Here is a 17,162-nt window from a genome sequence, read left to right as displayed (position 1 = left end):
TTAAAAACTATGAGGTATCAGATTTGTCTTATGATGGATTATTCTGATTCATCACGTCAAGAACGGGTGACATCGGTTTTGGCAACTTGCCTTCTGCTTGTAGCTCTTTAGTGGTTTTAGCATTGATAGATAGTCCAGCAATCAGAGCGATGTCTTTTACAGGCTTGCGTTTGCGCGTCGCAAAACTCACAGGCACCATACGAGCAAACTCGTAGATATAAAGATAAGACTCCTCTCCCCCCTCAAAATCCTCTTCTTCTTCTAACCGAATGCCACCAATTTTAGCCAAATCTGAGAGCATCTCATTCTCTTCGCTACTCAAATTACAATCAGTAATACCAAAACCCGTCATAAAGCCGTTTGACCACTGTTTCAATGCCATCACACGCTCGTATAAATCATGTTCATCATCAGGGATGAGCGGCATATAGGCGTAGGCATCATCTTTATCTTTTAACTGAAACACCGTGTCTTCTGCTTCTTCTGTCAGCAAAGTCAATGCCGCCTCTGGTAGTGGCGCAAAGCTCAGCTCTTCGAACACCTTCGCCCATGTGGCCTCATCAGGTGCGTTACACGCCGTCATCAGGCCTGTCATCAGGCCGTGCACCTCACTGATAGACACGTCCGTCCAATCCTCAAACGCAGTCAGCCAAGTATTCCAGCCAGAGATATTATCATTCATAATAGAGGTCCTAGTAGTTGATTACTGTTCAAAAAATAAAAATAGTCACGACAAAATGTCTGGGACAAATCATCGATAGATAAAAGTAAAAAGACAAAGCCTCGTACTTGTAATTACTTTGTTGATATAGATATTATGCGGTCACCTATGGCATTATTAAATGCAGCGAACAAAATTCATTCACGCTTACTTGTTAAGGATAAAAACTGACTATGTATGATCAACTTAGAATATTAGAAAAAATGGTACTCGACATCAAAAAACAGTATCAGCTTGTCAGTGCTGAACTTAGCAGCCTAAAACAACACCCTGTTAGCGATGCAAAAGAAGTCTCTGCTCTAAAAAACAAGCTTGATGCCAGCCACAGCGAGCGTGATGGCGCAAAAAAACAATTAAATGACCTCGACAAGCGCTATCAAAGCCTTGCTGAAGCGCACCATATGATTGGTGAAGAACAAGACAAACTACAAAAACAAATCAGCCAATTACAACAACAAAATAGCGATCTGCAAAAGCACAATAATGAATTAAAGCAGCAATACAGCGATATCAAACAACAAAACAATGAGCTGCAAAAAAAGAATCAGTTGGCAGCAGAGCGTACGCAAGTCGTCTTGCAACGCTTAACCCGCATCGATCAAGCAGAAAGCTAACGCGTCTCTGTAATAGATAGTAAAATATGCTACTTATTAAACCGCCCAATGCTATTTGTAAAACCTGATATCACTCATTTCATTGACCAGACATTGTAGGATGTATCATGACCGACAACCAAAGCAACGCTATAGAAAAACAGCCAAAAAATAACCCATCACAAAATACTCAAGCACCGAATAAAGACGTAGCCGTACAAAAATCCACTCAATCGGGGGCGAGCACATCCAGCACATCGTCTCAAGCCAATGGCAAAGCGGCTGAGCCCCAGATCAAAAAAGTCGATATCGCGATTGCTGGCGTGACTTATCCAATTTTTTGCCCAGTACATGAGCAAGAAGAGCTACTATCGGCGGTCTCTTATATCAATAACTATGCGCTTGATCTAAAGCGAGATGCACCAAGCCTCAGTCAAGAAAGCATACTGGTGCTGTGCTGCTTGAATTTATACGAAAAAATCCATGCCAACCAAAGAAGTGATGAAGACCGCTTGCAAAAAGATAAGCAATCACAGGCATTGCTAAATAAAATTATGAAAGACGCTCACTCTATTCTTTAAGTGAGCAGTGTTTTATAAGCAAACAGGTTATTCGAAAGGATAGACAGTCTGATAGAGAGCCGTTCAGCCTATTAGCGCTTAGTTCATCCATACTAAGCGCTTTTTTATGGTCAATCGTTTTTATCTATCTGCTTACGCATAAGGTTTGTAAGTCCTGCCTGCATGAAAGTCTGCCTGATGCTCATAATTGCAAAAGAATAATTCTTGGGCTGATTCAGTATTACCACCACTGGTTGTCGCTAAGCTAGGCTTAGTTTCAAGGACACCGCGATACTCCGCCAAACTGTTACCGCAAAAATTGCACTGACGCGGTGTGGTGACATCACCCTCTTTTGGCATCATGCTTTTGGGTGGACGTGGGTACATAAACTTGTAAAAAGCCCACATGGAAGCCCAGATAATAAGAATGACAATAACAACGGCAAACACGGCAGCGCTCCTTCAACGACAAATAAACGTAATGAATAACAAGAGTGATGACACTTACCATGATCCAAGACGCTCGAATGCCTAAATTTTACCGTCAATAATGGTAATGGCACAATGCCTTTACGGTTAATTGTCAATGATGCTGGGTTGTCATTCATGGCACTGACGAATACCCAAGTGCTATAGCAACAAAAAACTGGCCACAGTGAGCCAGTTTTTGTATCAAAACCTAAGATTAAAGGCTAGCAGTTATAGCTGTAGCTCGCTGATATCAGCCACAGTCAAGAACAAGGCGCGTACCTGCTTGAGCAATGCCAAGCGGTTGTTTTTCAAGGCCTCATCGTCACTATTGACCATCACGTTATCAAAGAACTGCGTCAACGGCTCATCTAAGCTCGCCAGCGTTTGCAATACTTGCGTATAGTCCGCTTGCTCAAGCAATGGCTGTACCACTGTCTGTGCTTGCTGCACATTTGCATATAAATTTTGCTCAGCAGTCTCAGATAGTAGCGCTTCATCGACCGTATCAGCAACATCGACTTCTGACTTGGCCAATATATTGGCAACGCGTTTGTTTGAATCCGCGAGCATTGACGCTTGTGACAGCTCGCTAAATGCTTGTACGGCGCGAATACGCTGATCAAAATCAAGCGGCATATGCGGGTTAATCCCTTGTACGGCCTGAATCGTATCAACGCTAACGCCCTGCTCGGTATACATCGCACGATAGCGCGAGTTTAAGAACGCCATGACTTGGGTAAAAGTATCACCCATTTTGGCAATCTTGCTACCTTCAGCATCGCTATAGCCTTTAATCGCTTGCTCAACGAGCGCTACCAGATTAATCGGCAACTGCTTTTCGATCAAAATACGCAAAATACCAATGGCAGAACGACGTAGGCTAAACGGATCCTTTGACCCCGTTGGTGCTTGGTCAATCGCAAAAATACCAACGAGCGTATCTAGGCGATCAGCTAACGCTAAGCAAATACCAACTGGTGTTTGCGGTAATACATCACCACTGAACTTGGGCAGGTATTGCTCTTCTAAGCTTGCCGCAACCGCTTCAGGTTCCTCATTCAAACGTGCATAATACGTACCCACGATACCTTGCAATTCAGGATACTCACCGACAAGCGAGCTGGCCAAATCTGCTTTGGATAAAATACCCGCACGTACGGTGTCATCGACGTTGATATCGTGGCCTTGCTGCTGCATTAGGGTAGCAATAAACGCGGCAAGCTTAGCAATACGCTCAGACTTCTCCCAAATCGTACCCAATTTGTCTTGGAATACACGAGTTTTTAGGCTCTCTGTGAGTGCAAATAACGGCTGCTTTTGATCTTGTAAGAAGAAAAACTCGGCATCAGCCAAACGCGGACGCACCACTTTCTCGTTACCTTCGATAATCTGATTGGGGTCTTTAGACTCAATATTGGTGATAAAGATAAAGTACGGCTGCAATTTGCCCGTTTTATCCGTCAAGCAAAAATACTTTTGATCCGCTTGCATGGTCGAGATAAGCGCTTCTTGTGGCACTTGTAAAAAGCGCGCCTCAAAGCTTGCTCGTAGCGCAATGGGGAAATCGACCAATGCGGTAACTTCGTCCAACAAATCCTGCGGTACGATAGCATCAGAATTAACTTCATCTGCCAATGCTTTGACTTGGTTTTTGATCAGCATTTGGCGCTTATCAAAATCTGCCACGACTTTTAGACCATCTAACAGTTGCTCATAGTCATTGGCATGAGCAATATCATGGTAGTCAGGGCTGTGGAAACGGTGCCCACGAGTTTGCAAGCCTGTCTGATGCCCTTGGATAGTGGCATCAATAACAGTGTCATCCTGCATCAATACTACCCACTGGACGGGACGGACAAACTCGTTGCGACTTGCGCCTGAGCGCATACGTTTGGCAATCGGTAGGCTATCTAACGCCGTTTGAAAAATAGCTGGCAATAGCTCGGTAGTCGCTTGACCACTGATCGTTTGCTCGAAGCCGACATAGTCACCTTTATCAGTATTAATGGTCGTAAGCTCGCTCGCTTCGATACCTAAGCCTTTGGCAAAGCCCATCGCCGCGCGGGTTGGATTGCCATCGCTATCAAATGCCGCTTTGATAGCTGGTCCGCGTTTTTGCTCAGTGCGGTCAGGCTGCTTATCGCTAATGCCTTCAATTTGAATCGCTAAACGACGCGGTGCGGCAAAGGCTTTAATGCTATCAAAGGTGATCTCAGCTGCAGATAATTGCTCAGTGACACTAGTTTGCAGCGCATCACGCAATGGTTTTAGGCTTTTTGGAGGTAGCTCTTCACACCCCAGTTCAAATAGAATAGTACTCATGGGATGCTCCTATTGCTTGTTCGTCGGTTGATTGTTGTCAGTGGTTTCTTTGGCTAAGCTGTCTGTTGCCGCGTCTTCTTTTGGCAAATACTTCTCAAGAGCTTCGGCGCGGTGCGCCTCATCAGCCAATGGGAAGCCAAGTTTGGCACGAGCTTCGACATAACCAAACGCAACCTTACGCGCCAGTGTACGTACACGCAGGATAAAGCGTTGACGCTCAGTGACCGAAATCGCACCGCGGGCATCAAGTAAATTAAACGCATGAGAGGCTTTTAACACCATCTCATAGGCTGGCAATGGCAGGCCTGCTTCAACCAACTTATCGGCCTGCTGCTCATAAAAATCAAACATCTCACCCATCATTGGCACATCAGCGTGCTCAAAGTTATAGGTCGACTGCTCGACTTCGTTTTGATGGAACACATCGCCATAGGTGACGCGGCCAAACTCGCCATCTGCCCAGACCAAGTCATAGACGCTATCAACGCCTTGCACATACATCGCCAAGCGCTCAAGACCGTAAGTGATCTCGCCTGTTACTGGGAAGCACTCAATACCGCCGACTTGCTGGAAATAGGTAAACTGGGTCACTTCCATACCGTTAAGCCAGATTTCCCAGCCAAGTCCCCACGCGCCAAGCGTTGGTGATTCCCAGTTGTCTTCCACAAAACGTACATCATGCACCAATGGATCGATACCAATAGCGCGTAGCGAGTCCAGATATAGCTCTTGAATGTTAGGTGGGTTCGGCTTTAGTACGACTTGGAACTGATAGTAGTGTTGCAAGCGGTTTGGATTGTCACCGTAGCGACCATCAGTCGGGCGACGCGATGGCTGTACATACGCAGCGTTCCAACGCTCAGGACCTAACGAGCGCAAAAACGTGGCGGTATGAAACGTGCCCGCGCCGACTTCCATATCGTAAGGTTGCAATACCACGCAGCCTTTGTCAGCCCAATAATTCTGTAAGGTTAGGATTAAGTCCTGAAAAGTCATCGGTTGAGGAGTTTGGTCTTGTGTCATCGGGGTTGTCGCTTCAGATGTCATAGTTTGGGTTTTCATAGTAAGTCACTGTGAAATGGGTATGATTAAATAAATCTCTGATAGCACTCATCACCTATTTGGCAACGACGCTATTTGCCTGCTCACCTTACTAAAAATTGACTATTTTATCCATATTTACGTTAACTAAATTTGCGTTGTCGATAAAAACACGCGACTATATCCCTGATTTACGACCGAACCATCATAAAAAACGCCTGACCGGCGACTAATATTGAAAACAAAAAAATACCCAAATGCGTGAGCATTCGGGCAGGAGGAAAATTGTATCTTGGGCATCCTGATGATTCAGGCTTTTTATTTTTGGAGACTGCTTGTTGGACAACTGCTTGTGGTACAGATTTATTTCTTTTAACGGGTATTAATGCCTAAATATCAAGCTTGGTTACTGATAGGAATCGCTATTGGCTTTTGGCATGACTATCCATAATACGATATAGATCAAAATACCCGGTACAGCAGCGCTTAGCGACGAGACAATTACAAATAGTAATCTGACCCACGTAGGTGACCAGCCGACATATTCTGCAATACCGCCCATCACGCCCGCTATCATGCGATTATTTTGTGAGCGATGTAATTTTGCTAACTTAGCCAAACTAAATACCTCTCTGTTATCTATTTTTATAATGTATTTTTTATTTTTTCTTGCTTTTTTAGTCTCAAGGCTACCTTGCCTTGCCAACTTATAAATAAGTATATCAATTCTTGAGAATTTATCTGTTGAAGGTATAGACGTACTTTGTGAGTTTATGATACGTAAGCTTGCCCTAACCTGTCATATCACCACGCAAGCCCCTGATTTTAAATAGTTATTTCAAAATGTTTCAGAATTTACTTTGTTGCTAAAACCTTGCTTTAGCTATTTACACAGTTCATTATTTTTTAAATGAATCAAAGAGATAAGTGGTGTTTTGATAGCAACTTGATAGTGGTAATAAATGCTCAAATCTTCAATTGTCAAAAAATCATCACTCGCTTTTTATTTTTAGATTCACACAAAAACCGCTGATGAAAAACATAATAATCTGCGTAAGAGTCAAATATAAGTCAGATTTACAATAACCTACCTGTAAATCCTCCAAAACCTTTATACCATGCTCATAAGTAACTCAGGTTTTAGAGAATTTATCCTTAAATCTGAAACAAATATAAGCCCAAAACAGAATAAGGATGGCTATGTACGACAACGGATTGATGATTGGACACTTTGAGCCCTTACATTTGGGGCAAATGCGCAGCATATTAGAAGCAGCAGGACAAGCAAAGACCCTGCATATCGTCATTATAACGCATCCATCACCGCATCCAGATTTTACGATCACCTTACAAGACAAAGCGCGTTGGCTACAGATGGCCTGTGCGGATTTGCCATTTATTCATATTCATACTACTGATGAGATCGAGTTACCGCTTCATGAGCATCTTTATGATAGTAATGATAGTAGCGAAAATGTCAGGATCGATGTGGCGACTAGTAATGTCAAATTGCAGCGCTTGATAAAGGCATTAGCACTCCCTGCAGAGACAGCATTGTTTATGGCGGAGAACCACCCACTGACGCAGAGTGATGTACAAGAGCAACTTATCTTACAAGTGGTCACTACTACGCTACAGCCTGAGTTCGACTCGTACGCCATTGCTCGCGAACCAGTCGCCCATTGGTCAGCAATCCATCCAGAGGCACGCGCTAACTATACAAAAACCGTTGCGATTGTCGGCGGCGAAAGCTCTGGCAAGACAACACTGGTGCATAAGCTGGCTAATTACTATGGTGCCAGCTTTGCGCTGGAGATGGGCCGTCTGTATGTGGGCACAGATTTGGGCGGTAGCGAAGTTGGGCTGCAGTACAGCGATTACGGCCCTATTTGTCTGGATCATGCGCAAGCGATACGCGATGCTAAAGCCAATGCAACAGCTCCGGTTACGATCGTTGATACGGATTTTGTCACCACACAAGCGTTTTGTGAAGAGTACGAAGGTCGCACGCATCCTTTTGTCGCTGCTTGCGTTGATGAGTTTCGCTTAGACCACACCATCATGCTCGATAATAATACGCCATGGGTTGATGACGGCATGCGCTCTTTAGGTACGCCTGAAGCACGTGGACGGTTCGAGCAGCGCTTGCTAGATATTTTTGCGCGTCACGATATCGCGCCGCATATGGTTGACCAGCCCGATTACGATGCTCGTTATCAGCAAGCACTGCAATTTATCGATCAGCATATCTATGGCAAAACATTATAAGAGGCATCAAAGAGTGCCCTATTTATCATCATTTATTCAGCTAGCGCGTTACAGTTAACATTATGTTGTCGTTAGCACTATATTGAAATCAGTATCAATTTTAGAGGAAAAATTTATGCGTATTCAGCTACTGGATAACATCACCGGAAAATGGTCAATGCAATGGATCATCGTTTGGTTTATTTGCGGGGTCATTGCTCTGTCCGCAGGTTTTTGGCTCACAACCGACCATACCACGCTTGATTGGTTTTACTTGGCTGTCTCGTTTATTGGTCTGATTTGTGTGGTGTCACTATCTTTTCGAAAAAACGTCATGGGCAATGGCTTTGGTATGGGCGCAACCGCAGGAGAAGTCATTGTACAGGCCACATCTGGCGCCGTAGGTCTGATGCTCGCGCCCCTATTTAACTTTTTTACCCATGTCTATGGCATTTTTTATTGGTCAAAACACACCGACCCTGATGGCGACATGATCCCAAAATCAGCGAGCAAAGCGGTGTGGTTGATCACTGCCGCATTTATCATCATCGGTCTTGCCCTTTTCCCAACCGTCAATGATCTACTGGCGAGCTACGGTTATGCCGTCGTAGAGGATGATAATAGCCTGTTTTTGGGATTCATCTCTTTCTTTTGGATCAACGTCATTGCCTTTGTACTTTCTATTACCGCGCAAGCTGCCATGATCCTGCGTTATTCCTTTAACTGGTGGTTATGGATCATCGTCAACTTTGTCTGGCTGATCGTCAATCTCATGTCTGGCAACTATATTTTTGCGATTCAGACGATGGTGTATCAGGTAAACGCCTTTGTCGGTCTCTATGAGTGGCATCGCAGCGAACGAGGTTAATAGCAACATCTGTAGAAAAAAGCGTTTGAGATATTGAGATAAGTCTTACCAATATCGCATTGGCAATACGAGCGAAATTGACTGTGCCGTCTAACAGATAACATGGTGGACACGCGCAATTAGTGCTACAACTGGTACTAATTGCGCATGTTAATATTTAAATTGATAGCGCACGTCAGCGTCTTATTTCATTTACTAACAAGGAGGTTAGTATGTCTCGTCAACCCAAAATGTCCAAACGTACGCTTGAGCAGTGGCTCAGTGAGTATGCGGTCAGTCACCAAAACCTGATTAATAAGAAAATCCATTGGCTATGTGTGCCGACGATTTTTGTGAGTTTGTTGGGGATGGGAATGTCGCTGTCTGTATGGTTTACTCTCGTACTGAGCGCATTAGTCTTATTATTTTATATACGCTTATCGACGCCGCTATTTTTGGCAATGGGGCTGTTTATTCTGATTTGTCTGTCGGTTATGGCGGCTATGCCATGGGGATTCAAAGCGTGGGCGGCAGTATTTGTTGTTGCTTGGATTGGTCAGTTTATTGGCCATAAAATCGAAGGCAAAAAACCCTCGTTTTTTGAAGATTTACAGTTTTTATTAATCGGTCCAGCATGGGTCGCCAACAGTTTGATGCAACGTAAATAATCATTAAATTGTCGCATCAGTTCTGCAAATATCCAATGTAGCTGTACTGTCTTTACCCTTTATTCATAAAAAAACGCCACCCGATGCTTGGGTGGCGTTTTTTTATGTGGCATATATTTTATTTAGGATACTTCCTAAAATAAAGCAATAGGCTACTTATCTTAAGCACCAAAGACTTTCATACGCTCATCAAGTGGCTTGAATTCTTTGTCGCCTGCTGGCTGCTCAATCTTACCAAATACCATTTGCGCTTTTAGTTCCCAATCTGCATCGATGTTCCAAGTGCTCGCGACTTTCTGATCGATTACTGGGTTATAGTGCTGCAAGTTTGCACCGACATCAATGCTTGCTAGCGCCGTCCAGATGACGTACTGATGCATCGCGTTGGTCTGAGTTGCCCAAATTGGGAAATTATCAGCATATAAAGGCGCCGCTTCTTGCATGCCTCTTATCACTGCTTTATCTTCAAAGAACAATACCGTACCAGCACCCGCTCTAAAGCCAGCAATTTTATCTTTGGTAGATTTAAACGCTTCTTCGTCACCGACGATAACGCGTAAGGTCTCTTCAGTCATATCCCATAGTTTGTGATGATCATCGCCGAATAACACAACGACACGCGTTGATTGCGAGTTAAATGATGATGGTGTATGCAAGACAGCATGCTCAACTACTTTTACGACTTCATCGTTAGATACTGGCAACTGGTCGCTGAGTGCATAGATAGAACGGCGCTTTTCTGCTAATTGCTGTAAGTCTTTTAGTTCTGACATGGTACTTCTCCATATTGTTGTAGGAATGATTTGCTCTGGATTGATAGACCTTGTCGATCTTGTGATCAACAAGTCGTTATAAAACAGTTTATTTATGTGGGCTATTATCGGAACAATTTACCTGAAACCCCATGTATTTTTTGTAAAAAAACTTAACGATGATGATTACCTTTGAAAAATAGATTAATAAATTTTTCGTGTTGATAATTAGCCTTTGAAGCCTTTGGGTAGTTCTGGTGCCACCAGACGCTGCATATTAGAATCCACTTCACCAAAACGCTCATGACCATTGTTCCAATCAATGACCGATTGCTTGAGCTCCTCTTTGTTGTCAGCGACAAAATTCCACCACAGTAATACTTGGTTGCTTAGAGGCTCCCCACCAATGAACATCAAACGTGTGCCCTTGTTTGCTACCAGCTTTATAGAGGTCTTGTCGATCATGTCATCATGATCAAAGCGCAATAACTGGTCTTTTTTATACACCTGACCTTCAGACTCTAGCGTACCGACAACCACCAAAATACCGTACTCAAAGCTCGCCTCCAAATTCAGCGTGACGTCTCCATCTTCTAAAAAATGTACATCGATACCAACCAGCTTTGAGTACTGCAACGTTGGCGCTTGATGGTGCTCACCAGATACTGATTGATAACTGCCCGTGGTCAGAATTAGCTCGACGTTGTCCTCAGTCCATGTTGGCAGCTCCGGATAATGATGAAAACTGCGGTCAATCTGCTGGTCAGTGGGTAAAGCTATCCATAGCTGTATCATATTGATACTACGTGCAGCGACGCTTGAGTGAGCAACATCTGAGTCAGCATTGTCCAAAAAAACGCTTTGTTCTGTGTGGCTAATACCTTGCATCAGCCCAGTACCTGCGGTCATGAGGTTGACTTGGTTTTTGGCAATGACTTGCTCGCTACCCAAGCTGTCCTTATGTAAAATCTCACCATCAATCATCCAGCTAAACGTCTGTAGATTGGTATGGGGGTGGCGACCAACTTGAACCCCTAAATCATCTTGAGTAAACTCAGCTGGCCCTGCGTGATCCAAAAAGCACCATGCGCCAATCGGTTGTTTGCCTTTATTGGGTAATAGCCGTGCGATAGGAACACCACCAACCTCCGTTGATCGTGGCTCTAGAGTTCTAATCGTCATGTGGCACCTCTTGATCTGTATGCGGTTAGTCGAGCGAGCGAACGATGCTACGGCGCTCATCCGTGATCTACATAGAAAGCGGCACTTCCATCACTAATACTGTTGCCGCCTCTTTCACTTCCATAGTGAAGTGCTTAGTATCCCAAACCCCAAGGCCGTCTCGAGTAGACAAAATGTTACCGTCTATCACGACTGTTCCTGCAATCACAAAAATATAAACACCATTATTAGGATTGTTTAGTTGGTAGGTCTGCGTCACGCCTTCATCAAACTCTCCCATACTGAACCAAGCATCTTGATGAATCCAAACCCCTGCGTCATCTGCATTTGGTGATAGCACCTGATTGAATTCATTGGGCGTCATGATGGTCCCCATGTGCACTTGCTGATAGCGAGGAGCAACACTCATTTTATTTGGCATGACCCAGATCTGTAAAAATCTCACAGCTTCTTCACGACTGCCATTCATTTCACTATGAGTGATGCCTGTGCCCGCTGACATGACTTGGATCTCACCCGTCTCAATCATGCCCTCATTACCGATGCTATCGCCATGCGCAAGTTTGCCAGCTAGAGGAATGCTGATAATTTCCATATCACGGTGCGAGTGCTTGCCGAACCCTTGACCACCAATGACAAAATCATCATTGATGACACGTAAAACACCAAAGCCCATACGCTCAGGATTATAGTAATTGGCAAAACTAAAGGTATGACGGCTTTTTAGCCAGCCGTGATTGGCATCGCCGCGTGAGTCTGCTGCATGATAGATCGTTTTCATTATTTATCCTTAACTGTCCATACGTTTATTATCTATATATTTGTTATTAATTCACGTGATTGAACAATGTATCTATTATAAAAGCTATAGCGCCTGTACCCGAGCGCAAAGTCTGGGCGCAAGAATTACAGGCGCAGTATGATGTCAGCATTGCAGTGAGTTGTCAGGTTGTCTGCATGAGTCGAACTGCTTACTACTATAAGCCTAAGCTATCTGATGATAGTGAGATTATTGATGTCTTAAACAAGCTTACTGACAAGCACAATCGTTGGGGTTTCCCAAAGTGCTTTAAACGCATACGTAAGCTTGGCTATCAATGGAATCATAAGCGCGTACACCGTGTTTATAACGCGCTAAACTTAAACCTACGCCGTAAGTCTAAAAGACGGCTACCAGCACGTAACCCCCAGCCGTTAAGTGTGCCAAACGCATTGGGTCATACTTGGTCTATGGACTTTATGAGCGACAGACTACACAACAATATTCGCTTTCGAACCTTTAATATGATTGATAATTACAACCGTGAAGTATAGTTGATCCAATTTGAGAGTGGTACAAGGCAGCCGAGTGCAGATGTATCTGTCATACTTCAAGCAAGGTTAACGCTGTAACGCTTTTATAGTGGATTGACTATATTAGGCATTGATATTGGTACCAGTATGCCTTCACTTCGAGTAATTCGCTACCTTGACCAGCTAGCCGAGTGGCATGGCTATCCTAAGCAAATTCGTGTGGATAACGGCAGTGAGTTTACATCTAGCACATTCACTGATTGGGCATCAGCTCATGGTATTTATATTGATTATATCGAGCCTGGCTGTCCTTATCAAAATGCTTATATTGAACGGTTTAATCGCAGTTACCGCAATGAGGTTTTAGACTGTTATCTTTTTAATAATTTAAACGAGGTTAGTAAGTTGACTGAAGACTGGATCAAGGTTTATAACAACGAAAGACCCCATGATTCACTTAATGATATGACACCTACCGAGTACAGGCAGGTGGCTTAATTATTCTACGATGATGTTGTGTTAAGAATGGGGTATTTACAAAAGTACTCAAGTATTTAAGTTGATACGTCTAGTGCATAGCACCCATGACAGCTATTGCTATATTCTCTTCTTTCCATAGAGCGTCGATCTGTTCTTTGTCTTCGGTTATTTATCTAAAAAGTAGCGCTAAGTCGGATTTTACACATAAAAAAAAGCCTCACTATAAAGTGAGGCTTTTTGTGCTTTTTCAAGCCATATTTGGAGCGGGAAAAGAGATTCGAACTCTCGACCCCAACCTTGGCAAGGTTATGCTCTACCACTGAGCTATTCCCGCTTATTATCGAATCATCGTGTTGTTAACAACTACTCCGTCTCGATAGGCTGGCTATTTTAGCAAATATTCTGTGGGTGTCAACACCTTTTTTAAAAATTATGGCTGATATTTCCAGTCCAGACCTTCGTTTTTGAGAAAATACCACATAAGCAATTGATTTAAAAACGGAATTTCTTTTAGAAAAATATAAATTATTTCATATTAATAATAGCACTTTGAGGTTTATCCTCTGACATTGATACCTACTACTTCAGTTAAACCCTATCAGTCCACAGTTTACCTTACGTCACGTTTGTAAAAGATTATAAATTTCTTTGCTATCACTAAAAGCAAAACGTTACTTCATTACGAACAATGTCTATTTCACTTACAATCATACGCTCTATTGTTACTTTTACTATCTTGGTTTTACTTGGTTAACATTATTATACTTATTTACAATGATAGCTCGAACAGGCTTTTACTGTCTTAGTAGGTGATTGGGCGTCGATAAGTCGATAAATAGCCATAAAAAATAGCGCCATTACTTGCTGCAACGAGATTTACTTTGTTTGATTTTTCTTTTTACCATTTATCGAGAGGATGCTTTTTATGAAAAAACTATTGACCACTGGTGTGATGGCGGCTTCATTGTCCGCGCTAACATTGACTGGTTGTACCAGTACGACCAATACTGGTGCCGTCGGCGTCGATCGTCAGCAGTTATTGTTAGTTTCTAGCGAGCAAGTACTGCAGTTATCTGCACAGAGCTATGCGAAAACACTGCAAGATGCAAGATCAAAAGGTGTATTAGATACCAATACCGCCCAATTGAATCGCTTGAAAAACATTGCTAATCGTTTGGTTGGTCAAGTGGGTGTTTATCGTGCAGATGCAGCAAGATGGAAATGGGAAGTACACACGATCAAATCTGATCAGTTGAATGCTTTTGTTATGCCAGGTGGTAAGGTTATGTTTTACTCAGGCATCATTGACCGTCTGAACTTAACTGATGATGAGATTGCTGCGATCATGGGTCATGAAATCTCTCACGCATTACGTGAGCACTCACGTGAACGCATCTCACGCGAATACGCGACCCAAACAGGTATCGGTGTTGCTGCTAGTATCTTTGGTCTATCACAAGGTCAAGCGCAGCTAGCAAGCGTTGCTGGCGATCTAGGCTTGAGCCGTCCGCACAGTCGTACCCAAGAGAGCGAAGCCGATCAAATTGGTCTTGAGTTAATGGCGCGCGCAGGTTATAACCCGCAGGCCGCTATTACTTTATGGCAAAAAATGCAGCGTGCGAGCCAAGGCGAGCCGCCTCAATTCCTAAGCACTCACCCAACGAGCAGCAGCCGTATCGCGGAGCTACAATCATTGATGCCAAAAGTAATGCCACTGTATCAAAAGGCGCGTCGTTAACACGTGACTTAGCGTATTAAGCTACGACTCATAAAGTGCGCAAATACCAAAAAGCAAAGTACAGACTCTGAGCTGCGCTTTGCTTTTTTACTTTTACTATTTATGGTTGTCACAATTTAAGAGGTCTTAAAACGCGCGCTATACTGGCTTCTATGTCTGCTATAATGCCGATAGATATCATTTGCAGATTGCCTAATAGAGTTGCGCAATATACATTGAAGGATTGTTATGAGCACTACACCTACCGCCGATGCACTTCATGCCAAGCTACAGGCTCTAGAGCCGCAGCACATTGAACTAATCAATGAGTCGATGGCTCATGCTGGCTATTTCGAAGGCAAAGAAAGTCACTTTAAGCTCACTATTGTCAGTGAGGCATTCGAGGGCAAGCGACTGGTCGGGCGTCATCAGCTAATATATGGATTGGTTACGCCTTTATTGACGTCCCAAGGCGGTCAAGTACATGCCTTAGCCATTCATGCTTATACACCGACAGAGTGGCAAGGTCAAAGCCCTGACAGTCCATTATGCGCGGGTCAAAATAAATAGCTGACAATAAAATGTTTTAAATAAGCCCATATAATGCAGTTCTAGCAGGAGCAATATTCGATGAAACATCTACACATGCTGATGGCAGTACTGACCATTGTGCTGTTCTTATATCAGAGCTACTTAGTGCTCAGCGCAAATAGACGCGCGCCACGCGTGGTCAAAATCGCCACTCATATTATCTATGCATTACTGATCCTGTCAGGTGCGATCATGCTCATGCAACTGATGAGTGTTAATGCACCTGTACAGTGGGTATTTGCCAAAATCATCTTACTTATCGCAGCGATTAGCTCAAGCATCAAAGCCTTTAATGCCCATGCGACACCCACTCAGAGCAAAACAGGTATCCTGATTTCAGCTATCGCATATGTTGGCATTGTAATACTCGCCTTTGCCAAACCCGCCAACCTATTCTGATAAGCAATTGTCGTTGTAGCAGAGCTTTAATATTTTGAGTAAATATCGTATTGCTATCGCACAAGCAGGCGTATTGATAAGACCGTAAAATATTTAACCATTTATATTTTTTCAATATATTAAACATGCTATTTTTGCTATCTTAAATAGATATAAATACAATTACTTAGCCTAATGGAGCCACTATGAAAACGTTCACCACAGCGACACTACTGGCAACAGTTGGCGTTTTTGCGCTCTCAGGCTGTGCCTCTACTGGCAATGTCACGCCGCAATATGTGCCGCCCAGCACTTATCAAAACTATGATTGCCAAGCATTGAGCCAAGAATACAATCGCGTCAACCGTTATGTCGAAGCGGCGCGCAATGAGCAATCTACTTTTGCAGCGTCCGGCGTGGGCGTGGGGATTTCTGCAGGACGCTGGGGTATCTCTCCCAATATTAGCTTTGGGGTTGGCAAAAGTGACAACACCAAAGCGCGTGACGCAAAGTTATCGCGGCTCTATGGTGAGCGCGATGCGATTGTCCAATCTGCCCGTATTCAACGTTGTAGTTTTGCCAATGGCATCAAGATTTATGGTGAATAAGATTTAGCGATCTGCACTTTCGTTAAGATAGAATCGTGACATAACAAAAAAGCCAATACGCGCTCAGCATATTGGCTTTTTTATGGCTATAACTTTGATGAGTCATAATCTAATCTGAGTAATACTACTTTACTAAGCCCTACGCCTGCAGGCTTTGCACCCACTGGATGATTTGATTGCTTGGTAGTGCGCCTGACTGACGCGCGACTTCCTTACCATTTCTAAAGGCAACCATCGTCGGTAAGCTTCGGATATTATAAGGGGCTGCCGCTTGCTCGTATTTATCCGTCTGTACTTTGGCAAACACTACCTGCGGCAATTGACCAGCAGCCGTCTTGAACTCTGGTGCCATCATAATGCACGGCTGGCACCAGCTTGCCCAAAAATCTACGATGGTCAATACGTCGTTTTTTTGGATAATCTTATTGGCCGTTTGTGCATTAAGCTCATGCGGGCTTGCGGTCAATAATGATTGACTACATTTACCGCATTTCGGTGCAGCGCTTAGCCGTGCAGCCGGAACACGGTTGGTGGCCTGGCAATGCAGGCATACTAAATGAAAACTGTGTTCACTCATTATCTGTGTCCTATTTTAATTGTTTTGGAGTGTCTCGATCGGTTTGTATCAATAATTTTAGCATAGTCATTTATAGATAAGTGCCTACCCTACAGCGCGATGCGATATATCACA

At 43.6% G+C, this 17,162-nt stretch carries 19 protein-coding genes, 1 tRNA gene and 1 pseudogene; 11 read left to right on the top strand and 10 right to left on the bottom strand.

Features of this window, described 5'->3' with window-relative positions; translation table 11 throughout:
- Positions 1-28: 28 nt before the first annotated feature.
- Positions 29-682, bottom strand: coding sequence for a UPF0149 family protein (locus PSBA01_RS07550; RefSeq protein WP_186473694.1), 654 nt, complete (start codon positions 680-682; stop codon positions 29-31).
- 212 nt (positions 683-894) lie between these two features.
- Between PSBA01_RS07550 and PSBA01_RS07545 the strand changes: the two genes are divergently transcribed.
- On the top strand, positions 895-1,335 hold the full coding sequence (locus PSBA01_RS07545) for a hypothetical protein (RefSeq protein WP_058025037.1): 441 nt from the start codon (positions 895-897) through the stop codon (positions 1,333-1,335).
- Positions 1,336-1,442: 107 nt separating this feature from the next.
- A complete protein-coding gene (locus PSBA01_RS07540; protein WP_058025038.1) occupies positions 1,443-1,895 on the top strand; it encodes a cell division protein ZapA in 453 nt (150 codons plus the stop codon).
- A gap of 132 nt (positions 1,896-2,027) precedes the next feature.
- On the opposite strand, the gene PSBA01_RS07535 is transcribed toward PSBA01_RS07540, so the two are convergent.
- From PSBA01_RS07535 to PSBA01_RS07520, 4 genes are all read right to left on the bottom strand, one after another.
- The gene (locus PSBA01_RS07535; RefSeq protein ID WP_227511615.1) at positions 2,028-2,324 is read right to left on the bottom strand and encodes a hypothetical protein; all 297 of its coding nucleotides are present in this window, start codon (positions 2,322-2,324) and stop codon (positions 2,028-2,030) included.
- Positions 2,325-2,573: 249 nt separating this feature from the next.
- Positions 2,574-4,667, bottom strand: coding sequence for a glycine--tRNA ligase subunit beta (gene glyS, locus PSBA01_RS07530; RefSeq protein ID WP_186473693.1), 2,094 nt, complete (start codon positions 4,665-4,667; stop codon positions 2,574-2,576).
- Positions 4,668-4,676: 9 nt separating this feature from the next.
- Positions 4,677-5,663, bottom strand: coding sequence for a glycine--tRNA ligase subunit alpha (gene glyQ, locus PSBA01_RS07525; RefSeq protein ID WP_186475479.1), 987 nt, complete (start codon positions 5,661-5,663; stop codon positions 4,677-4,679).
- A gap of 451 nt (positions 5,664-6,114) precedes the next feature.
- Entirely contained in the window at positions 6,115-6,327 is a 213-nt protein-coding gene (locus PSBA01_RS07520) for a PspC domain-containing protein (protein WP_071003026.1), read from the bottom strand.
- 581 nt (positions 6,328-6,908) lie between these two features.
- Here PSBA01_RS07520 and nadR point away from each other — a divergent pair.
- The 3 genes from nadR (at position 6,909) to PSBA01_RS07505 (ending at position 9,470) form a co-directional block, all read left to right on the top strand.
- On the top strand, positions 6,909-7,976 hold the full coding sequence (gene nadR, locus PSBA01_RS07515; protein ID WP_186473692.1) for a multifunctional transcriptional regulator/nicotinamide-nucleotide adenylyltransferase/ribosylnicotinamide kinase NadR: 1,068 nt from the start codon (positions 6,909-6,911) through the stop codon (positions 7,974-7,976).
- Between the two features lie 115 nt (positions 7,977-8,091).
- Positions 8,092-8,823, top strand: a complete 732-nt coding sequence (pnuC, locus tag PSBA01_RS07510) for a nicotinamide riboside transporter PnuC (protein WP_058025041.1) — start codon at positions 8,092-8,094, stop codon at positions 8,821-8,823.
- Between the two features lie 212 nt (positions 8,824-9,035).
- A complete protein-coding gene (locus PSBA01_RS07505) occupies positions 9,036-9,470 on the top strand; it encodes a DUF962 domain-containing protein (protein WP_071003023.1) in 435 nt (144 codons plus the stop codon).
- 161 nt (positions 9,471-9,631) lie between these two features.
- Here PSBA01_RS07505 and PSBA01_RS07500 read toward each other — a convergent pair whose 3' ends face one another.
- From PSBA01_RS07500 to PSBA01_RS07490, 3 genes are all read right to left on the bottom strand, one after another.
- On the bottom strand, positions 9,632-10,243 hold the full coding sequence (locus tag PSBA01_RS07500; protein WP_186473690.1) for a nitroreductase family protein: 612 nt from the start codon (positions 10,241-10,243) through the stop codon (positions 9,632-9,634).
- A 207-nt stretch (positions 10,244-10,450) separates the two neighbouring features.
- Positions 10,451-11,404 carry a pirin family protein gene (locus PSBA01_RS07495; RefSeq protein WP_186473687.1) on the bottom strand — a complete coding sequence of 318 codons (954 nt, stop codon included), beginning with the start codon at positions 11,402-11,404 and terminating at the stop codon, positions 10,451-10,453.
- 67 nt (positions 11,405-11,471) lie between these two features.
- Positions 11,472-12,185: a pirin family protein gene (locus PSBA01_RS07490; RefSeq protein WP_186473685.1), complete on the bottom strand. Its 714-nt coding sequence runs from the start codon at positions 12,183-12,185 to the stop codon at positions 11,472-11,474.
- Positions 12,186-12,361: 176 nt separating this feature from the next.
- On the opposite strand from PSBA01_RS07490, the pseudogene PSBA01_RS07485 reads away from it, so the two are divergent.
- A pseudogene (locus PSBA01_RS07485) lies at positions 12,362-12,715 on the top strand (IS3 family transposase); the annotation flags it as partial.
- A gap of 129 nt (positions 12,716-12,844) precedes the next feature.
- The gene (locus tag PSBA01_RS07480; RefSeq protein WP_186473682.1) at positions 12,845-13,195 is read left to right on the top strand and encodes an integrase core domain-containing protein; all 351 of its coding nucleotides are present in this window, start codon (positions 12,845-12,847) and stop codon (positions 13,193-13,195) included.
- Positions 13,196-13,436: 241 nt separating this feature from the next.
- Here PSBA01_RS07480 and PSBA01_RS07475 read toward each other — a convergent pair.
- Positions 13,437-13,511: transfer RNA gene (locus tag PSBA01_RS07475), tRNA-Gly, on the bottom strand.
- Between the two features lie 591 nt (positions 13,512-14,102).
- Here PSBA01_RS07475 and PSBA01_RS07470 point away from each other — a divergent pair.
- The 4 genes from PSBA01_RS07470 (at position 14,103) to PSBA01_RS07455 (ending at position 16,471) form a co-directional block, all read left to right on the top strand.
- Positions 14,103-14,915: a M48 family metallopeptidase gene (locus PSBA01_RS07470; protein WP_071003015.1), complete on the top strand. Its 813-nt coding sequence runs from the start codon at positions 14,103-14,105 to the stop codon at positions 14,913-14,915.
- A 228-nt stretch (positions 14,916-15,143) separates the two neighbouring features.
- A complete protein-coding gene (locus PSBA01_RS07465) occupies positions 15,144-15,464 on the top strand; it encodes a BolA family protein (protein ID WP_058025709.1) in 321 nt (106 codons plus the stop codon).
- Between the two features lie 60 nt (positions 15,465-15,524).
- Positions 15,525-15,884, top strand: coding sequence for a SirB2 family protein (locus tag PSBA01_RS07460; protein ID WP_186473680.1), 360 nt, complete (start codon positions 15,525-15,527; stop codon positions 15,882-15,884).
- Between the two features lie 185 nt (positions 15,885-16,069).
- Complete coding sequence (locus PSBA01_RS07455; protein ID WP_075106765.1) at positions 16,070-16,471, top strand: hypothetical protein; 402 nt, start codon at positions 16,070-16,072, stop codon at positions 16,469-16,471.
- A gap of 139 nt (positions 16,472-16,610) precedes the next feature.
- Here PSBA01_RS07455 and trxA read toward each other — a convergent pair whose 3' ends face one another.
- Positions 16,611-17,048, bottom strand: coding sequence for a thioredoxin (gene trxA / locus PSBA01_RS07450; RefSeq protein WP_186473678.1), 438 nt, complete (start codon positions 17,046-17,048; stop codon positions 16,611-16,613).
- Positions 17,049-17,162: the final 114 nt, after the last annotated feature.

The sequence above is a fragment of the Psychrobacter sp. KCTC 72983 genome (assembly GCF_014280455.1).
GTDB classification, from domain to species: domain Bacteria; phylum Pseudomonadota; class Gammaproteobacteria; order Pseudomonadales; family Moraxellaceae; genus Psychrobacter; species Psychrobacter pacificensis.
Note: the sequence above shows the minus strand (reverse complement) of the source record. Positions and strands in the feature narration are given on the sequence as shown.